Source organism: Mucilaginibacter sp. P1_D10 (assembly GCF_056406215.1).
Genome location: NZ_JBFUAP010000007.1, coordinates 256,312 through 275,987, shown reverse-complemented (window position 1 = coordinate 275,987; position 19,676 = coordinate 256,312). Strand labels below are relative to the sequence as shown.

The 19,676-nt window shown below is 45.9% G+C and carries 19 protein-coding genes and 1 tRNA gene; 14 read left to right on the top strand and 6 right to left on the bottom strand.

Going from position 1 to position 19,676, the window contains the following annotated elements; translation table 11 throughout:
• Positions 1–120: 120 nt before the first annotated feature.
• Both AC1DYT_RS13635 and AC1DYT_RS13630 read left to right on the top strand, forming a co-directional pair.
• A complete protein-coding gene (locus AC1DYT_RS13635) occupies positions 121–690 on the top strand; it encodes a thiamine diphosphokinase (RefSeq protein WP_477470137.1) in 570 nt (189 codons plus the stop codon).
• Positions 691–760: 70 nt separating this feature from the next.
• The gene (locus AC1DYT_RS13630; RefSeq protein WP_477470136.1) at positions 761–1,219 is read left to right on the top strand and encodes a hypothetical protein; all 459 of its coding nucleotides are present in this window, start codon (positions 761–763) and stop codon (positions 1,217–1,219) included.
• Positions 1,220–1,263: 44 nt separating this feature from the next.
• Here the strand turns inward: AC1DYT_RS13630 and AC1DYT_RS13625 are convergent, their stop codons facing one another.
• Positions 1,264–1,887: a hypothetical protein gene (locus tag AC1DYT_RS13625; protein WP_477470135.1), complete on the bottom strand. Its 624-nt coding sequence runs from the start codon at positions 1,885–1,887 to the stop codon at positions 1,264–1,266.
• A gap of 204 nt (positions 1,888–2,091) precedes the next feature.
• On the opposite strand from AC1DYT_RS13625, the gene AC1DYT_RS13620 reads away from it, so the two are divergent.
• The 6 genes from AC1DYT_RS13620 (at position 2,092) to AC1DYT_RS13595 (ending at position 9,101) form a co-directional block, all read left to right on the top strand.
• Positions 2,092–3,246, top strand: coding sequence for a DUF6515 family protein (locus AC1DYT_RS13620; protein WP_477470134.1), 1,155 nt, complete (start codon positions 2,092–2,094; stop codon positions 3,244–3,246).
• 198 nt (positions 3,247–3,444) lie between these two features.
• A complete protein-coding gene (locus AC1DYT_RS13615) occupies positions 3,445–4,185 on the top strand; it encodes a hypothetical protein (protein ID WP_477470133.1) in 741 nt (246 codons plus the stop codon).
• Positions 4,186–5,349 carry a hypothetical protein gene (locus AC1DYT_RS13610; RefSeq protein WP_477470132.1) on the top strand — a complete coding sequence of 388 codons (1,164 nt, stop codon included), beginning with the start codon at positions 4,186–4,188 and terminating at the stop codon, positions 5,347–5,349.
• Positions 5,346–6,440, top strand: a complete 1,095-nt coding sequence (locus AC1DYT_RS13605; protein ID WP_477470131.1) for a S1 family peptidase — start codon at positions 5,346–5,348, stop codon at positions 6,438–6,440. The genes AC1DYT_RS13610 and AC1DYT_RS13605 overlap by 4 nt, the downstream gene beginning before the upstream one ends.
• Positions 6,441–6,445: 5 nt before the next feature.
• A complete protein-coding gene (locus tag AC1DYT_RS13600; RefSeq protein WP_477470130.1) occupies positions 6,446–7,825 on the top strand; it encodes a hypothetical protein in 1,380 nt (459 codons plus the stop codon).
• Positions 7,826–7,913: 88 nt separating this feature from the next.
• Positions 7,914–9,101: a class I SAM-dependent rRNA methyltransferase gene (locus AC1DYT_RS13595; RefSeq protein WP_477470129.1), complete on the top strand. Its 1,188-nt coding sequence runs from the start codon at positions 7,914–7,916 to the stop codon at positions 9,099–9,101.
• A gap of 217 nt (positions 9,102–9,318) precedes the next feature.
• Here AC1DYT_RS13595 and AC1DYT_RS13590 read toward each other — a convergent pair whose 3' ends face one another.
• Entirely contained in the window at positions 9,319–9,795 is a 477-nt protein-coding gene (locus tag AC1DYT_RS13590; protein ID WP_067188338.1) for an Lrp/AsnC ligand binding domain-containing protein, read from the bottom strand.
• Positions 9,796–9,946: 151 nt separating this feature from the next.
• Between AC1DYT_RS13590 and AC1DYT_RS13585 the strand changes: the two genes are divergently transcribed.
• Positions 9,947–10,058, top strand: a tRNA-Asp gene (locus AC1DYT_RS13585).
• 470 nt (positions 10,059–10,528) lie between these two features.
• Here AC1DYT_RS13585 and def read toward each other — a convergent pair.
• Together def and AC1DYT_RS13575 are read right to left on the bottom strand one after the other, a co-directional pair.
• Positions 10,529–11,101 carry a peptide deformylase gene (def, locus tag AC1DYT_RS13580; protein ID WP_477470128.1) on the bottom strand — a complete coding sequence of 191 codons (573 nt, stop codon included), beginning with the start codon at positions 11,099–11,101 and terminating at the stop codon, positions 10,529–10,531.
• 21 nt (positions 11,102–11,122) lie between these two features.
• Positions 11,123–12,352 carry a M16 family metallopeptidase gene (locus AC1DYT_RS13575; RefSeq protein ID WP_477470127.1) on the bottom strand — a complete coding sequence of 410 codons (1,230 nt, stop codon included), beginning with the start codon at positions 12,350–12,352 and terminating at the stop codon, positions 11,123–11,125.
• Positions 12,353–12,487: 135 nt separating this feature from the next.
• Here AC1DYT_RS13575 and hpt point away from each other — a divergent pair, with 135 nt between their 5' ends.
• The 4 genes from hpt (at position 12,488) to AC1DYT_RS13555 (ending at position 15,346) form a co-directional block, all read left to right on the top strand.
• Entirely contained in the window at positions 12,488–13,030 is a 543-nt protein-coding gene (hpt, locus tag AC1DYT_RS13570; RefSeq protein ID WP_477457926.1) for a hypoxanthine phosphoribosyltransferase, read from the top strand.
• A 102-nt stretch (positions 13,031–13,132) separates the two neighbouring features.
• Positions 13,133–14,071, top strand: a complete 939-nt coding sequence (locus AC1DYT_RS13565; protein ID WP_477470126.1) for a 2-hydroxyacid dehydrogenase — start codon at positions 13,133–13,135, stop codon at positions 14,069–14,071.
• Positions 14,072–14,346: 275 nt separating this feature from the next.
• A complete protein-coding gene (gene greA / locus AC1DYT_RS13560; protein WP_477457924.1) occupies positions 14,347–14,820 on the top strand; it encodes a transcription elongation factor GreA in 474 nt (157 codons plus the stop codon).
• A gap of 115 nt (positions 14,821–14,935) precedes the next feature.
• Positions 14,936–15,346, top strand: coding sequence for an HIT family protein (locus AC1DYT_RS13555; protein ID WP_477470125.1), 411 nt, complete (start codon positions 14,936–14,938; stop codon positions 15,344–15,346).
• A gap of 58 nt (positions 15,347–15,404) precedes the next feature.
• On the opposite strand, the gene AC1DYT_RS13550 is transcribed toward AC1DYT_RS13555, so the two are convergent.
• Entirely contained in the window at positions 15,405–15,557 is a 153-nt protein-coding gene (locus tag AC1DYT_RS13550) for a hypothetical protein (RefSeq protein ID WP_477470124.1), read from the bottom strand.
• A 21-nt stretch (positions 15,558–15,578) separates the two neighbouring features.
• Entirely contained in the window at positions 15,579–16,145 is a 567-nt protein-coding gene (locus tag AC1DYT_RS13545; RefSeq protein ID WP_477470123.1) for a hypothetical protein, read from the bottom strand.
• A gap of 123 nt (positions 16,146–16,268) precedes the next feature.
• Between AC1DYT_RS13545 and AC1DYT_RS13540 the strand changes: the two genes are divergently transcribed.
• Positions 16,269–19,436, top strand: coding sequence for an ATP-dependent helicase (locus AC1DYT_RS13540; RefSeq protein ID WP_477470122.1), 3,168 nt, complete (start codon positions 16,269–16,271; stop codon positions 19,434–19,436).
• Positions 19,437–19,676 lie beyond the last annotated feature (240 nt).

The window sequence follows — 19,676 nt, the reverse complement described above, 5'->3', positions numbered from 1 at the left end:
ATTGTGCGGGCTCCGTAGGTGCCTCCTCTTTAAAAGCGATTTCCCGCCCAGGTGATGTAGCCGCAAACGTTAAGCTATTTTTTTGGATTACCTTTGCCATTTAACATCTATCTGATTAAAATGTCGTCGCACCACATCGTACGCGAAAAGCAGGAACCCGCCTTACTGGCCCTCGGGCTAGACACCTTCGACCCCGAACTATTGGGCCAGCTGCTGGAGTGGAGCCCAACCGTTATCTGCACGCCAGCCACGGCCGAGCAGATAAACGCTTATGGCATTAAGATAGACATCGTAATAGCCGATGAGCCGGAGACCGGCATGCAATCTGATGTAAAATTAATCCCCACCGGAAACGGCGATATCATCAAAGCCGCTTTAGATTACCTCATCGCTTCGGGTTATGGTGCCGTAAATATCATCACCGATGAGTTTGTACTGGGTGATTTTGAAGCTTATGCGGATAAAATCAATCTGGTGATATTTTGCGGGGATAAAAAGATCTTCCCGGTTACGAGCGGTTTTAAGAAATGGAAACCGGCAGGGGAAATGGTCGAATTGTTTTCTCCCTCAATTGGGGTAAAAACGGATGGGCTGAACACGGTAAGCGACGGGATTTATCAAACTGCCAGCGATGGGTTTTATACGCTGCAATTTAGCCAGGCTTTCCTTTTCATAGCAGAGCAGCTTTAACACTAGTTGAACCAGCTGTAATGGCGTAACAAATAACAGCGACAATCATCTAAATTTAAAATAACACTCCATGAAAAAATTGCTACTCCTTGCAGCCATCTTAATCGTTTTTGCATCCTGTACCGAAAACTACTCTAATGGCGAACGCATTGGCGTAATTACGCAGGTGTCTAACACAGGTGTTTTCTGGAAATCATACGAGGGGCACCTTAACGTAACCCAAACCGGCATGAACAGCAGCGTGCCGTTTGATTTTTCGATAGATAACGACCACGAGGACCCTAAAGTAGTAAAGACGCTTTTGGATGCTGCGCAAAACGGTTGGAAGGTAAAACTGCTCTATCACGAATCCCGGGGCAAAAACTGGTTCGACAATCGTGGCGAAACCAACCATTTTATTGAAAAAGTGGAAGTGCTTGATAAAAACATGGCATCGCTGTTCAATAATAAATCCCAGCCGGAGCGCCAGGGCCATATCATCGATACAATTTATGTTGTAATTGATAAATCGCAATTGAAGAAGAAGTAAAAGCTTCCGGGTGATACGGCAATGGCAGACCGGCGGCAATGCAGCTATTGCCCCATTTCGGCCTGTAGCTGTTTATACAGGTTATTCAGGTCGGTTTTAGCATTGCTAAGTTGCAAAGTTTTTGCCACATCCATTAAAAGCGAGCTGTTCGTTTCTGCCGTTTCGCCCGGGGTAACCGGATTGTTTAAGTTTAAGATATGGGCAAAACAAAGGGTGCTTAAGTTTATCTGTTGTAAAACCGATTTATTGTCTGCCGGCATATCATAGGTCCAAAACAAAAACAGCTTACCGTTGATAGTAAACCATTTTTGGGTAATGTTAGAAATATTGAGTTTTACATCGTTTTTAACATAGTTAGTCTCGTATTGTACATAACCAAGTAGTTCTGCCTTCTGCCTTTCTAATGTGGTATCGGTTGTGCTTAACGCGCTGTTGGGTAATAAAACAAGCTGAAGCGGTTTACTATCTACATTTACCACGTTTGCCGCTGCGGTAGGCTCTATTTTTTTGGATACGATGTCTAAAATAACCGAATGGCTATCGCTGGTATAAACCATTTTGGCACCGACCTTGGTTTGCATAAGCGCGGCAGTGAATTTTTCGGAGCTTTGGGCAAATAGCTTGCTGCTGCCTAAAAGCATTAATAATAAAAGAGTTCGGGTAAGCATCGTGACAAGATTTTAAAGCAAGATACTAAAAAATGCATGAAGTGCAGATAGCGTACCCGCAAAAACTGATCGCTTTAATTGATGCTTTAGATCCGATTATCTTTCTTAAAAAAAATAATTTAACACCAATTAAACCGTTGATAATTATCTTAGTCTGTAATTATATCCGCGTAAAAACGGGCAACAACAATCATTCAAAATAAAATGACATATAAAAAATTCCTTTCGATAGCCTTCGGCGGCCTTTTGCTGGCCTCATTGGCTTTACCGGCAGCTGCACAGCGCAGAGGCGGCGGTGGTGGTGGTGGCGGCTTTAGTCGCGGTGGTGGTGGTTCGTCGGGCGGTGGGTTTAGCCGTGGCGGCGGAGGTGGCGGTTTTAGTCGCCCATCTGGCGGAGGTGGCAGTTTTAGCCGCCCATCTAACGGTGGTGGCGGCAGCTTTAATCGCCCGTCGGGCGGTGGTGGCTTCAACAGGCCAAACAGCGTAGGCGTGGCTCCACAGCGTGGCGGCTATTCGCAAGGCGGCGGGTTTAACCGCAGCCCACGCGTAAACGGTGGCGGTTTCCAATACAACAGGCCAAACGGCGGCGGCGTTAACAGGCCCAATAGCGGCTTTAACAGGCCGGGCGGCAATTACGCTTACCGTGGCGGCAATTATGGCCGTGGTTCTTTCGGCAATCGCGGCGGTAACTATGGCCGTGGCGCTTATGCTTACCGTGGCGGCACTTATCGCGGCGGGGTGTACCGTGGCGGTACATGGGGCCGTGCATACTACGGCCCGCGTTACTTTAACCGTGGCTACTATAACTACCGTGGTTACTATAACTCTTACTATTTCCCACGCATCGGGTTCAGCATAGGCGTGTTGCCATTTGGCTACTACCCTTTCTATTGGGGCGATAACCAATATTATTACAGCGACGGCCTTTACTATCGCCAGTATAACAACCAATATACCGTTGTGGAGCCGCCAGTGGGCGCACAGGTTAACTCTTTGCCATCAGGCGCAGAAGCCATCACTATCAACGGTGAGCAGTACTACGAAGCCAATGGCGTGTACTACCGCGCAGTAACTAAAGACGACGGCACCCAGGTGTATGAAGTTGCCGGCAAAGACGGCGAGTTGAACACCGCCGACGGCCAGGACGATCAATCATACCAAGGCAACGATGCCCCGCTTAAAATTGGCGACGTAGTTGACCAATTGCCGCAGGATTGCCGCAAAATAAAGGTAAACGGCGAAAAACTTTACGTTGCCCCGGATGGTACTTACTTCCAGGAAGCATTGGACGAGGACAACAACACTGTTTACAAAGTAGTTGGCCTGCCGTCAGACGATGACGCTGTAAGCGGACAATAATAGGTTATTACATAATAAAGAAAGGGTGCTCCGGATTGCGGGGTGCCCTTTTTTTGTTGGGCTGGAGGGTTTTGAAGGTTTAGTTTGAGTTTAATAGGCCAGTCACAAACCGGCTAAACCGAAATGGAATAATATTTTTCTATAAAAATATTAACATACTCGTTGGATTATATTATTTTAGCTTAAATCTAAAACCTTATGCGGCTACTATTACTGGTTTTTGCTACCTGTTATATCACCAATACTTTCGGTCAAAACTGCCCCGCGCTTACAGGCGGCACAGAACCAGTTAACGGCTTGCTCGGTTATCAAAGCCGAAACGGGCATCATTGCGAGGGTTTGGTTACCCTTACAAATTCCGCCGGGGTAGACATAGATATTATTTCCTTTACCAAAGGAGGGCTGAATTATCTGGCAGACCCGCGCGAAAAACTAACTATTGAAAACTTGCTACCCGTAAACGTACCCTTATCTATCAGGGGCAGAAACTTCAACATGTATGCTCATTATCGCCTAGATATGGATATACGGGGGCGAGATTCCGTTGTTATTCCGGCGGCAACAGTTATTGCTAAAGCACATATTGCAAAAGATAATATGGGCATTTATGCCTACGGAAAACTGGGTCAAAAAACAATTTACAGTCCGGTAAGAATCGTCTCCGAAATAGCCGGGCGCTCAGCAGACAGCCTTTACACACTTTGCTTATTGAAAAATGTAACCTTTAAAGCGATGGAATATCGTTATGCGCGGTGCAAAAACAATGACCCCGGTAAATACAGTGCTCCCATTATCGTAACAGAAAAGCAAATAACCGGAGATAAGGTAAAACTTGTTCTGCCGCCTGATATGAAAAACGGAACTTTTTTGATTACCGTGTACTATACACTAAGTAGCAATTATCCAAGTAAAGCAGACTTTTATCTAAGAATCCCATAGATGGCAACCCCTAAATCTTTGAAATCACTATCGAATTTGTTTAAATTGATATGGCGCTTTTTGGGAGGGTATCCAAAATTATTTAAAGCAAGGCTAAGGTATCAACTAAAATATTCTGAACTATTAAGAAGTGAAATTTCCAGCAAAGAACACTCTGAAATTGATGTTAGGCAATTGGAGAATCTTAACCTTCTGTTGGTCATCATTAAAGATAAGATGTGGCTATACCATGTGATAGTGGTAACCATAATTGTTTTTAGCTGTTGTTTTATTTGCTTTAGCAGGGTAAAAACAACCAGCATATCGGCAGATTTATATGTATCTGCGGTACAAATGACGGTTGCAAACCCACTAATTAGCCGGGAGCAAGACAATAGTTTAAATGGCCGTTTAGAGTTGACAGAAAGTACCGCAGAAGGCCTTGACAGGTTGCCCTCAAAGTATCAAATGAATCCTTTTGAAAAATCTAATTTAAAATTAACTGAAATTAATTTCCCCGCACATACCAGGCTTATTATAGAGCAACCAATTTATCGCACATTAAAAATTAGCGCAAGCATGACAGATTCGTCAAAGGCAAGTGAAGGTAGATTGACCGTGTTTACGAACGCCGGGAAATTGAAGACGGAAGACGGCGCTTTTGATACGGTTTTAAGCCTGGGTGCAAATATTAGTTCCGGGGCGCAAACCTTTGTGAGAAAACTGAGCGAGGCTGACCAGTTTATCATAAGTATGGATCAGGTCAATAATTTTCAATTAAAGAACTTCAGAGTAACGGATGTGCTTTTTCAAGAGTTTTCATCTAATCAAGACGACACTCCGCCCAGTATCATAAAAGCCGTAATAAAGTTTAATGATGCAAAAAGAGACAGCATTGTTCTTGATGAAGGCGACTTTTTAGACATGCACTTTACTGATACCATTGGCATGAAAATAAATTCAAAAAAAGAAGGCCTGCATGTATTGATCAACGGCGAGGTAGATAAATTATTTGCGGGCGCCTACAACGGAGGTATAAACAACAAAACCATGGAAGCGAAATACAATAAGTTGCCGCGGCTAATTAGCACTTTGTTTTTTGATTCGGCATTGTTCTTAAGCCTTTTGGGTGCGTTTATTACGGCTTTGTTGCCAACCATGTTCAGGCAAAGGAGACAGATATGAAACGGCACTATTTTTACACTGTTTTATTAGCTTTAGTTGGTATGCACCTGCCAGCGACAGCCCAACAAATCGCCGACGAGACGCTTGCACAATACAACAAAAATATTGCCTCGGTGCATAATAGCCACAACCAGTCTGGAACTGCTTTTGTAATAGGGGCAGATAAAGGCTTGCTTTATTTGCTTACGGCAGCGCACGTGGTGGCTAAAGACGAAAAAGTTGATATTGCTTTTACCGATGCAAAGCTCAATGGCCGCGCCGATGTGAAAATTAACAACGCTTACTATGATTTTGCGGTGTTAGCGCTGCCAAATAAAGGCTGGACAGAGCCCTTCTTGCCTTGTGTTACCAACGCAATGGTTGGTGATAATGTATTTGCCATAAGCCTGCGTATAAACAGGAAAACGCTGCCATTTAACAAAGAGGCGCAGGTACTTGAGATAGACCAAGCAGATGTAAACTGCGACGTGGGCATAGACGAAGGAGATTCGGGCACGCCGTTGCTTTGCAATGCGGGGCTGGTAGGCATGTTATGCCGCTATCCGGGCAAGGGGCGTTCTGCACTTTTATTAAAGCAAATGGTACAAGAAGCGGGGATGCCCTGGCAGTTGCCCGATGTAATTATTAACCGGCAACTAACTGCCGACGCGTTGCCGGATGCTTCAAACGAAGAGAATTTGACTATACAGTTTTTTTGGGATGAAGAAGCTATGGAACATGCACCGGCCCTGGCTGATCAAAACCCTGAATCGGGGTACACTTTTAGTACCGCAGGATGGCATCGGTTAACCATTCAAATGCCTGATGACCGTACCTTTAATAAGATACGGATATTGTGCCCTTATGGCAAATACGTAGATTTTAATTCGGGATACATCTTTTTACCCGGCAGCAAAAAGAAGTTCAATTTTACCAGTTACAAGCTACCGGTGATGGAACGCAGCAGCATGGGCAATTGGATTATATATGATCTTAGGCGTTATTATCACGAAGATAGGGTGACCTTGGTTTTCAAGGTTGACAAGGATACCAAAGATAAGCCAGACCCGGTTACCTTATACGAAATACAAATTCGCGGACCTAAACAATAATCATAATGAAGCAAAAACTTTTATCGCTCGCCTTCTCAATTTTAGTAAGTACAACCATATTTGCGCAAAACAATCGACATCAAACTTACCTTTCCAACATAGTTGGTATTGGTAGTCAGGATTTTGGCTTTATTGTTGGCGCTTCGCCGGGACACATTTTCTTTATAACTGCCGATAAAGAGGATAACGCACCAGGTGCCGGGCGGTATGTGCGTTTCTATGGGGAAAAAGGAGAGCATATGTCTCAGTATATGACCTCTTTTAATTTTAAAGATATACATGTGCGGATGTATGACGTGCCTATAACCGCTAAAATTAACTGGGTGTCTAATTCATATAACACAAACAGCGCCAAGCTGGCTCCCTTTCGCTCTTTCCTGGCAGATGCGGATGACCGTAAATTGAACAATTGGTTTGCCAGCAGTGCAATGTTTCAAATTAACGGCGAAAGTGGGCCTGCTGTTGAGATGCGGTCAAACCAAGGCAACTCCTTTTTTAGAGGCATGCCAATAATAGACGGCAATAACGCGGTAATTGGGTTGATTGCCGATAAACAATCTTACAATACTGATGCAGCCGTGTTTACTATTATAAGTATGGAGGCCATAGCTAACAAAATTTACGCATCAACGGGATGTAAAAATTTTCAGTTGATTGAATACGGCCAATTAAACACTCGCTGTGATATTAAGACAGCAGCAGATAAGAAAAGCCAGGATTTGATAAAAAAGGCTAAAAACGATAATTCGTTACATGCCTTTGCCATCGGCCCGGCTTTTTCCGTAGGTTTTGCTACGCTAACAACCCAGGGAGAAAACGGAAACGCAGGAGGGGGCACTTATGCTTTGGGCTTTAACCTGGAAACGTGGCCAGATCAGGGTGACTTTCGTGTAGTATTAAAGCCGCGTATCAATTGGGTAAATTTCAACATAAAAGGAGTTACGCCTAAAACTGCTATTGGCTTTGAAACTACAAAAATCAATCTTACAAACTTTGAAGTGCCCATAATGTTCGAATTCTTATTTAGCCGGAGTATCGGAGGCAACAATTACTGGGGTTTGGGGTATATACCCGGCTATCAAACCAAAATTGGTTATAGCTACAAAACAACCGCAAAACCTGATGGGCAAAAAGCCACGGTTGCAGGTACTAGCCTGTTAACGCACAAAGTTACAGCTACCATAGGAACAGAAATTCGGCATACCCGCCTTGAATTATTTGCAAGTTACCAATTATCTGACTGGCATAGGCCAACAACCTATACTATAGATAACTATCAAGGCAATCCGTTTTATGGGATTAGTAATAAGTATTTTATAATTGGGTTAGATTTATCTTTTCGGATTGGAAGCCCATGGGGGCTAAAATCAGTAGATGCTAAATAAAATATTTGCACCAGGTGGCCCCGCTTGCGCATTCCCCCCCCCCATTTTTATTCTCCCCACCCTATATTATGTTTCTTAACTTTGGCCTATGATTGATGTGGTATTAAAAAAGGGGAAAGAGAAAGCGGTGCTGCACCGCCATCCCTGGGTGTTTTCGGGCGCGATAGAAAAGGTGAAAGGCAAACCGGCCAATGGCGAGATCATACGCCTGCTGAGCAGCCAGGATGCCTTTTTGGCTTATGGGTTTTACAATAGCCAATCGCGCGTGGCCGTGCGCCTGTTAGAATGGGATGAAAGTGTGGCCGTGGATGATGCCTGGTTCCGCGAAAAAGTGCGTACCGCTGTTGCCGGGCGCGCCCATATCCTGGCCGATGGCAGCACCGATACCTGCCGCCTCATCTTCAGCGAGTCTGATTACCTGCCGGGCCTCATCGTAGATAAATATGCGGACCACCTGGCTGTACAGGTGCTTACCAGCGGCATGCAGGATGCCATGCCCGTTATTATAGATGAACTGAACGCCCTGCTTAACCCGCTGAGCATATTCGATAAAAGCGATGCCACATCGCGCGCGCACGAAGGGCTGGAAACCACCAACGCGCTGCTTGCCGGCAGCCAACCGCCCGAACTGGTGATGGTAAAAGAAAACGGCATTGCCTACGGCATCAACATCGCCGAAGGGCAAAAATCGGGCTTTTACTGCGATCAGCGGTACAACCGCAAGCTGCTGGCTAGCTACGCCAAAGGCCTGAAGGTATTGGATTGCTTTAGCTATACCGGCGGCTTTACGCTGAACGCCCTGCGCGATGGCGCGGCATCGGTTACCAGCGTAGATAGTTCGGCCCTGGCTATTGAAACTTTAACCGAAAATATCCGCCTGAATGGCTTTGGAGAATCGGCGCATAACGCCATAAAATCAGATGTAAACGCGCAGTTGCGCAAATTCAGGGATGAGGGAGAGAAATTCGATATCATTGTGCTGGATCCGCCTAAGTATGCGCCATCGCGCTCGGCATTGGATAGGGCTTCGCGGGCTTATAAAGATTTGAACCGCCTGGGCATGCAGCTATTGAATAGCGGTGGCCTGCTGGCCACTTTCTCCTGCTCGGGCGCTATGGATATGGAAACTTTTAAGCAGGTACTGGCCTGGGCCGCGCTGGATGCCGGCAAGCAGGTGCAGTTCATCTACCAGTTCCATCAGCCCGAAGATCACCCTGTGCGGTCATCCTTTCCCGAAGGAGAATATTTGAAGGGTTTGCTTTGCAGAGTTTGGTAAATAGCCCCCTCGTCCTTGCGAGCGATAGCGTGGCAATCCTAGGCAGGCAAAGCGAACCTGCAAATCCGACCTGCCTGCCGAGGATTGCTTCGTGCCTCGCAATGACGCTCCGTTAGGGCAAAAAAATATCGAGCAGCGAAGTTTCAACTTCATTGTTCGATATTTTCAAAATTTTAGGGCAGAGGGGCGCTGCCAACCGAATAAACTTAAGTAAACGTTATTCCAAAGTAATCTGCCTTTTGATGCTTTCTTCCAGTGAAATAAAGGTCTCGGTACGCTGTATGCCTTTTACGCTTTGTATCTGCTCGTTCAATACCTCACGCAGGTGGTTGGTATCGTGGCAAACAATTTTGGCGAAGATACTCCAGCTACCTGTGGTGTAGTGCAGCTCCACAATCTCGGGCACCATTTTCAGCTGTTTTACCGCCTCGTTGTACTGCGAGCCCTTTTCCAAAAAGATACCTAAAAACGCAGTAACGTCATACCCAAGCTTCTGCGGGTTCACTTCAAGGCTCGCGCCCTTTATCACGCCCAATTCTTCAAGCTTTTTCATCCTAACGTGGATGGTTCCGCCAGAAACAATCAACTCTTTTGCAATCTCCGTATATGGTGTTGTTGCATTTTTCATCAAAATCGACAGAATTTGTATATCCAGATTGTCAATTTCTAAATTTTGGGGTTTTCTGTGAGGCATATATTTTAATATCTATATTCAAATACAAGTTTAATTAAAATTAAAGTAAAAATAAAAATATTTTGTTGAAATATTTGCAAGGAATGGTAAAGTCCTTTAGATTTGTATCAAGCAAATGAGAATTGCTGATTGTTCTTTAAAAAAAATAAATTGTTGGGTGGTGAAATTTTTGGCAGACACACCTCCTTGTCGCGGTGGCGGAGATAATGGAAAACCCGAAGCGGGCTAACCACTCTGTGAAGGTTCGAACCCTTCCCCAACAGCAAGCTAAACGCAAGGTTTAGTTTATATCCTGTAGGATGGTGAAATTTTTGGCAGACACACCTCCTTGTCGCGGTGGCGGAGATATTGGGAAACTCTTAGCAATAAGAATAACCACTCTGTGAAGGTTCGACCCCTTCTCCTACAGCTCTTCTCATAATTTAGGTTTATAATTGGTTAGTAAAGGCCCCTGCCCATCAGGGGCTTTGCTGTTTTATAAGGTTTTTGTTTTCACTGATTTTTCAATATTTTTTCTGAACCCTGATTTTTCGCGTATCATTTATTATCGGTGCTCAAGGGGGTTCCGCCGTTCGTAGGATTTAAGGATGACCTGATTTACACGCTAACGAGCGTGCAGGGGGGGATGGCCGAAGGTTTAGGCAAAAGTATTGTACAGAAATGCAGGCAGCATATTTCGCTGCCTGGGCTTAACGTCGTAAATTAATCGGCAGCTGCCGCAATCTGTTTTCGCTTACCGCCCCTTTTTGGCATCGGGGAATTTCATGCGGTAATCAACATCAACGGCACCTTTAGAGATATCGTTCAGCTTTTTTTCAATCAGGCGTTTACGCAGTGGGCTTAGCTTATCGGTAAAAAGCTTACCTTCTATATGGTCGTACTCGTGCTGTATAACGCGGGCCGCCATACCTTTAAAGGTAACTTCATGGTGTTTCCAGTCCTCGTCGTAGTAACTCATTCGGATAACCGGCTTGCGCGATACATCCTCGCGTATATCAGGTATGCTGAGGCATCCCTCGTTGAACGACCACTCGGTGCCCGTTTCTTCCAGTATCTCGGCATTGATGAATGCCTTTTTAAAGCCCGCCAGCTCAGGCTCTTCGTCATCGAAGGGGGAAACATCCACCACGAATAAACGCATGCTCATGCCTATTTGCGGGGCAGCCAGACCAACGCCGCGCGCGCCGTACATGGTATCGTACATATTGCTAACCAGTTCTTTTATATGTGGGTACTCATCAGGCTCAATAGCCGGGGCCTTACGCCTCAAAACCGGGTCGCCGTATGCTACGATAGGATATTTCATCCCGCAAAAATAAGCGATTTATTACTTAGGCTCAAATAATAAGGTTATCATACGGTCATTATCAAAAATTTCATTGCTAATTTCAAGCAGGCTTTCGGCTGTAACGGCGTTTATTTTATAGAAAATATCCTCCAGCGAATCGATGCGGTTAAAATCGAGCAGGCTTTTGGCCATGCTGATAATGAGGCTCATGCGGCTCTCTTCAGCCAGGGCTATTTGCCCTATGAATTTCTCCTTGGCTTGCTTCAGTTGCACAGTGCCTATCTTGTTATCGCGCAGTTTTTTCAGCTCTTTGTGTACCAGCCTAAGGGCTTTATCGGCTTTGCCTGCATCCGTGCCGAAATAAATGGAGAAGATGCCCGTATCGGTAAGCGAGGTGTAATTACTCTCGATAGTGTAGGCTATGCCGTGTTTCTCGCGTATCTCCAGGTTTAGGCGGTTGCTCATGCCCATGCCGCCAAGCAGGTTATTCAGCAACAGCAGGCCGTATTTGTTTGGATGTGCCGATGGATAAGCCCGGCCGCCCAAAATGCAATGTGTTTGCGATATGGGCTTCTGCACCACATGGTATCCACCCGGTGTGGTTGGCGGCGTTATGCGGTTTTTCTGATGGGTGTTCCCGGGCACCAGCCCAAAGTATTTCTCGCAAAGCTTTATCAGTTTGCCAAACTCATAATCGCCGTAAACCGCAAACACCATTTGGTGGGTGTTGTTATTGGCTTGCATAAATGCTGCGATATGCTCCCGGTTGATGGCAGCTACAGATTCTGGCGTGCCCAGTATATTCTGGCCAATAGGGTGCCCGGCGAAAAGGTACTCCTCAAAATCATCTTGTATCGCTTCTTCGGGCTGGTCGAGGTAGCTGGAAATTTCGTCCAGTATTACGCCGCGTTCTTTTTCCAGCTCATCCTCGGGGAACGTGGAGTGGAACAGGATATCCTCGAACAGGTCTACCGCGCGCTCCAGGTGTTGTTTCAACAGCGAAGCGTGAATGCAGGTGTATTCTTTGGTGGTGTAGGCATTAAGGTCGGCACCAACCAGCTCCAGCCGGTTAAGTATCTGGGGGGTGTTGCGGCGCTCGGTTTCTTTAAAAAGCATGTGCTCTATAAAATGCGCAAGGCCCTCCTGTTGGGGCAGTTCATCGCGCGAGCCGGCATTTACAATAAAGCAGCAATGCGTTATGGGTGATGGCGAATATTTGAATAATATGCGGATGCCGTTGGGCAGGGTGTGGACGTAATGGTCTGTCATTCGGCCACAAAGATAATGTTTAAATCAATTGCTGCGCGCCATACAGGCCTAACAGGCTGTTTCACAATATTGTTTTTTAACTTGGGTGATGATAATTTTACATGCATTTAAACATATTTATTTTATTTTAGTACGATGAAACTACAGATAGCCGACCTGGAATTTGAGCCGCTGATATCATACGAGGAGATACAACAACGCATTAGTGAATTAGCGCAGCAGCTAAACGAAGACTTTGCAGGCAAGGAGCCCATATTTGTAGGCATATTGAACGGCAGTTTTATGTTTATTGCCGATTTGGTGAAAGAGATAACGCTGCCCAGCCAGGTTACCTTTACAAAGCTGGCCTCGTACTTCGGCGGCGTATCGAGCACGCAAACCATCCGCGATGATTTTGACCTTACCGGCAACATAGAAGGGCGCGATATTATCCTGATAGAAGACATTATAGATACCGGCAACACCATACGCTACCTTATAGAAAAACTAATGGTTCGCAAACCCGCTTCCATCACCGTAGTATCGCTGCTTTTTAAGCCCGATGCCGTTATTTATAGCGTAGAGGAATTGAAATATGTAGCCTTCCAGGTGCCGAATGATTTTGTGATTGGCTACGGGCTTGACTACCGCGAAATGGGCCGCAACTTAAAAGGCATATACCGCAAAGTGGGCAAATAGCCTCGAAGCTTTCACTTTCCGTCATCCCATAAACACATCTTTGGCCTGCGCTGAATAATACCTGCGTATTTCATAAATTTGCCTTCCTCAAAAATTAAGGCATTGAAAAACAACATCCTCATCGTTGATGATATACACTCGGCTTTTATACAACGTGTAGAAGCAGCTGGTTACGCCTGCGATTATCAACCCACCATCACAACCGGCGAAGCCATAGCCATATTGAACCGTTACGATGGTTTGGTTATCCGCTCCAAATTCCGGGTGGATAAGGCAATAATAGATAGCGCGCCCAACTTGCGCTTTATTTGCCGCGCCGGGGCAGGCATGGATAATATCGACGAAGCATATGCCATCCAACAAAACATCACCCTCATCAACGCCCCCGAGGGCAATTCTGATGCAGTGGGCGAGCATGCCATAGGCCTGCTGCTATCGCTAATGAACAACATCAACATAGCCGATGCGCAGATACGCGCGGGCAGCTGGCAGCGCGAAGCCAACCGCGGCCACGAGCTGAAAGGAAAAACGGTTGGTATTATTGGCTACGGCCACATGGGCCAAAGCTTTGCGCGCAAGCTATCGGGCTTCCAGGTGGGGGTGTTGGCTTATGACAAATATAAAACCGGCTTTAGCGATAAATACGCCCGCGAGGTAAGCATGGAAGAAATCGTAAGATACAGCGATGTGCTTAGCTTCCACATCCCGCTCACCGCGGAAACCAACGGATTGGTAGACGATGAGTACCTGTTCCATTTCAAGAAGCCTATTTTTCTCATCAATACCTCGCGCGGCAAGGTGGTGAAAACAAGCGCGGTATTAAACGCCATCAGGCAAGGTAAAATCATTGGAGCCGGACTGGATGTGCTGGAGGTTGAGAAGTTCCCGGCCCTGAGCGAACAAGCCTGGTTCGACGAGCTGCGCCAATCCGGCAAAGTTATCCTGAGCCCCCACGTAGCCGGCTGGACCTTTGACAGCTACCGCAAAATAAGCGAGGTAATGGCGGAGAAGCTGGTTGCTGCGCAGTTGATTAGTGAATAGAGATTGGTTGTCAATCGATGGAACCATTCTTAATCATCTTTAATCGGTGACAATAAAATCAGTGTAATCTATCTAATCGGTGGAATCGGTGACAATAAAATTTGGATATTAAAACTTAATTACCTTATCTTCGTTTTACACTAAACAAGACTATGCAGGCCCGGCCGACGTAGTCTTGTTTGTTTTTAAGGCCATCACGCTCTTCTATTTTGCTATAAATAGTAGGGCGGTTTTTTTTGGCACATAACGTAAATAAAATTTAATAATACTGTACAATGGCAGAGGTTTCTTACTACACCAAAGAAGGTTTAGAAAAATTAAAAGAAGAATTACAAAGGTTAAAAACCACCGGCAGATCTGATATATCCAAACAAATTGCAGAGGCCCGCGATAAAGGCGATCTTTCTGAAAATGCAGAATACGATGCCGCTAAAGAAGCGCAGGGTTTACATGAAGCTAAAATAGCCCAAATGTCGGAAACGTTGGCGAATGCACGCTTGCTTGATGAATCAAAACTCGATGTATCAAAGGTTTTGGCTTTATCGATTGTAAAAATAAAGAATTTAAAAAACGGCGCTACCATGAGTTACCAGTTGGTATCTGAAAGCGAAGCTGATATGAAAACCGGCAAGATTTCGGTTGCATCTCCAATCGCTAAAGGCCTTTTAGGCAAAAAAGTAGGCGAGACCATTGAGATAACAGTACCCGCTGGTAAAATAGAATTCGAGATACTGGAAGTGTCGAGATAATTAGTGAACGAGTGATTTAGTGAATGAGCGATTATGAGCAGTTCAGTAAATCATCGATTCGTATCACTATCCTTCATTCACTAAATCACTCATTCGCTCATTCAACAATCTACCCATGACTATCTTCTCAAAAATAATTGCAGGCGAGATACCCGCCCATAAAGTTGCCGAAACCGACGATTTTTTGGCATTTTTAGATATTAGTCCGCTGGCCGAGGGCCATGTATTGGTTATACCTAAAAAGGAAGTAGATTACATCTTCGACCTGGACGATATCACCTACAACGAACTGCAGATCTTCACCAAAATCGTAGCTATTGGCGTTAAAAAAGCCATCCCATGCAAAAAAGTGGGTGTAGCGGTGATAGGGCTGGAAGTGCCGCATGCGCACATACACCTTATCCCTATGAACCGGGTTGATGATATGAACTTTGCCCGCCCAAAACTAAGCCCGAGCCAGGAAGAGTTGGCTGCAACGGCCGAGAAGATAAAAGAAGCTTTGAAAGTGGTTACGCACGAGGGCTAATAAGCGAGGATAAAACATTCGGAAAAAGAGCGATGGGGTTAACCTATCGCTCTTTTTGTTATATGGACAACCCTTTCAACCATACCAAATCTGCTTCATCTATTTCATCTTGTGAAATAAGCCTTCCATGTTCAATGTCGGCATCGCTTAAATTAAGCATAAGCACCTGCTCTTCGGTTAATTGAATCATGTCGTTATCAATAGCGGGCATAGCTTTGTTTAAATTCGTCCGTTAAAAATTTTTATCTGTCAATAACCGCTTCTTTTTCAATATCTCAATGATATAACGGGCTTCGGCTTCATCCAGGTCGTTGCCGAATTTTACGGTTTTTAAGCCGTAATCAAACCTAATGGTACCCGAATCGAGATTGTAAAACCCACCCCGCCTACGCTGCCTGTTCTGGAAGCCGCTGTACATCGAAAATTCTTCCTCGGCGCGAATGTGCTTAACCTCATTAAGATCGAATATCTTAGGCGATTTAAGGAAGAGGGCCTTGTTGCGTATAGAAATGATACCCAGCCCTACTTTAACGATTTCTTTGCCCAATAACATGAAAAGGAGAGTCCTTGCAGCAAATATGCCGCCCACCGTCCACCCGGCCAGCCATACCATCAAAAACAAATCGGAGGCACCATTTTTCCCCAGGGTAGCCAGCACGCTCGTTTCGCCAAAGAACCAGCCCGCCATCCACACGCAGAGAAATAATAAGATACCGTAATTCTTCTTGCCGGGGATGATAATCTCTGTCCGGTCGAAATCGTCATTGATTATTGCGCGGCCGCCGTAGGGGGTTTCCATTAGTGATATGTGTTAGGGTTAATTGCGGATAAAAGTAGCGTTACCGCCGGTAAAAGCAAATGTTTGCAACATTATTTTTAGCCGCCCTTTCACGCTATTATTTTTAGTAATTTTACATTAATCATGATACAGCCTACCGTCAATAAATATAACGCCAAATTCCGCGAAGCGCTGGCCGGACTAAACCCCGAGCAGCTGGCCGCCGTAAATAAAATGGATGGCCCGGTGCTGGTAGTGGCCGGGCCGGGCACGGGCAAAACCCAGATACTGGCTGCCCGTATAGGCAAGATTTTGACCGATACCGATGCCCAGCCCAACGAGATACTGTGCCTTACTTATACAGATGCGGGCGCGGTTGCTATGCGCAAGCGCCTGTTCGAATTCATCGGGCCGGATGCTTATCGCATCAACATATATACCTTCCATGCTTTTTGTAACGAGATTATACAGGAGAACCTGGAGTATTTCGGCAAGTTGAATTTGGAATCCTTATCGGATTTAGAGTCTGCCATGCTGTTCCGCGAGTTGGTGGATGAGTTTAGCAAGGACCATTTGCTGAAACGCTTTACCGGCGATATTTATTACGATGCCCCGCGCCTGAAAACATTGTTCTCTACCATGAAACGCGAGAACTGGAGCAGGGACATGATTGAGCAAGCTGTGCAGGAATATTTGGATGATTTGCCTAATCGCGAAGAATTCATTTACAAACGGGCAAACGCCAAGGCCGGCATCAAAATTGGCGACCCGAAACAAAAGGATATCGACAAAGCCAAGGAAACCATGGCCAAGCTGCTAGCCGCCGTTGCCGAGTACGACAATTACGCTGGTAAAATGAAAGCCCGCGGGCGGTACGACTACGACGACATGATCATCTGGGTACTAAAGGCTTTCCGCGAAAACGAAGAAATTTTGCGCAAATACCAGGAGCGCTACCAGTATATTTTAGTGGACGAGTTCCAGGATACCAGCGGCTCACAGAACGATTTGCTGAAGTTTTTGCTAAACTATTGGGAAACGCCCAACGTATTCGTTGTGGGCGATGACGACCAATCCATCTTCAAGTTCCAGGGAGCCAATATGAAAAACATCCTGGATTTTGCGGGGGATTACGTAAGCGCCCTGCACACCGTGGTGCTTAAGCACAATTACCGTTCTAACCAGCAAATACTGGATATATCCAAAGCGCTTATCAACAACAACCGCGAGCGGCTAACCGCCCAGCTGCGGCTCGATAAAAACCTGAAGGCATCGCATCCCCGTTTCGATACCCTGGCTGTTGAGCCGGTAATACAGGAATACGAAAACCCGGCGCAGGAACTGGTGAACGTGGCCCTGCAGATAAAAGACCTGGTAGATAGCGGCACCGCGCCGGGCGAAATAGCCGTGATTTACCGCAACCATAGCCAGGTTGAGGAATTGCTTACCTACCTGGAGGCCCAAAAGATAGCCGTAAACACCAAACGCAAGATTGATGTACTTACCGTACCCTTCGGCGAGAAGATAGTGAATATACTGCGTTACCTGGCGATGGAGCTCGATTCACCATATAGCGGGGATGAGTTGCTGTTCGAGATATTGCATTACGATTTGTTCGACATACCGCCTATTGAAATTGCAAAAGCAAGCGTAGCTGTTTTTAAAGAGAACTTTGCCACCGCCCGCAACAACGAACCGGTAACCAGCCTGCGCCGCCACATCCACGAGATGCGCATCAGCCAGCAAGGCAGCCTGTTTGGCCAGCAACCCAACCAGGCCATGAAATTCCTGGTAAGCGATATTGATGAGTTGCTAAAATCGGCTGTAAGCGTTACGCTACAACAGTTTTTTCAGGATGTTGTGACCAAAATGGGCATCCTTAAGTACATTATGCAGCAGCAGGATAAGGGCACGCACATGCAGGTGCTTACCAGCTTTTTCGACTTCCTGAAAGATGAGAGCCGCAAGGACCCTGAACTAAAACTATCCGGCCTGATTGCTACTATAGAACTGATGAAGAAGAACAACATCCGGTTGGAGTTGAACAAAGTTATCTTCTCTGATAATGGCATCAACTTTTTAACTGCCCATGGCTCCAAGGGCCTCGAGTTCGAACATGTATTCTTCATCGGCTGCGATAAAAAAACCTGGGATGGTAAGGGTCGCAATTATGGTTTCAGTTACCCCGATACGCTTACCAGTTCGGCATCTGACGATATTGCCCAAAAAGAAGAGGCGCGCCGCTTATTCTACGTGGCTATTACGCGCGCCAAGCAACACCTGCATATATCTTACGCGGGTAAGGATGCTAAGGGTAAGGACCAGGAACCCTCGCAGTTTATCGGCGAGATACTGGCCGATACCGATTTGCAATTAAGCTTCCCCAAGGTTAGCGATACGGATATGCTGGGCTTTTATGCCACGCAATTCAGCGAAGCAGATAAGCCTGTGGTTGAACTGCTGGATAGAAACTACATCAACCAATTACTACAAAACTATACCCTATCGGTTACGCACTTGAGTAACTACCTCGATTGCCCGCTTCGTTTCTACTTCCAATGCCTCATACGCGTGCCATCGGGCAAAAGCCCATCGGCCACATTTGGGCAGGCCGTGCACTGGGCGCTCAATAAAGCCTACCGCAAACTGCCCGATTACGACAACCAGTTTATGCCCACGGCAGATTTTGTGCAGGAGTTTAAATGGTATATGTACCGCAACCGCGATTCGTTCACCAAAACAGATTTTAAGCTGAGGGTTGATTACGGCGAAAAGATATTGCCGCCCTACTACGAACTTAACGCGCCCACCTGGAACAAGATAGCGCAAACCGAGCGTAGCATCAAAAACATAGAAGTTGGCGGCGTGCCGATAAAAGGTAACCTGGATAAGATGGAGTTTGATGGCAAAAACGTTACCGTGGTTGATTATAAAACCGGCCGCGTACGCAATGCCAAAGAGAAGCTATTGCGCCCTACCGACGAGAACCCCAACGGCGGCGATTACTGGCGGCAGGCGGTTTTCTACAAAATATTGGTAGATAACGACCGCACCAACGATTGGGAAGTAATAAACACCGTGTTCGATTTTATAGAGCCTGTAAGCGACGAATATTTCAAAGAAAAGATAGTCATCAGTCCGCAGGATATTGAACAGGTTACGGAACAGATAACAACGGTTTATCAAAAAATAATGAACCATGAGTTCAGTACGGGTTGCGGCAGAAAGGAATGTGACTGGTGCCACTTCGTAAAAAGCAACTTTAAGCAGCCGGGCGGTATCCTGGAGGTTGCCGATGGCGAGGAGGCCTAATAACCAGAAATAGCGTTCACAGCGTTCATGTGTGCGCCGTGAACACCGTGAACACTTTACAATTCGCAGGAAATCAGCATGTTAAAAATTTCAGGCAGGTGTCAAAATCGTGTCACCGCCACTGTTGTTCCAATCTGTTATTTTTGCGCAAAAAAAGCTGCTTTGTTATAGAAGATTCCTACCATAAAGCAGCTACAAAGAAAGAAGTGCGGAGGCTGCAAAGGCTTTGTTTTTGAATGC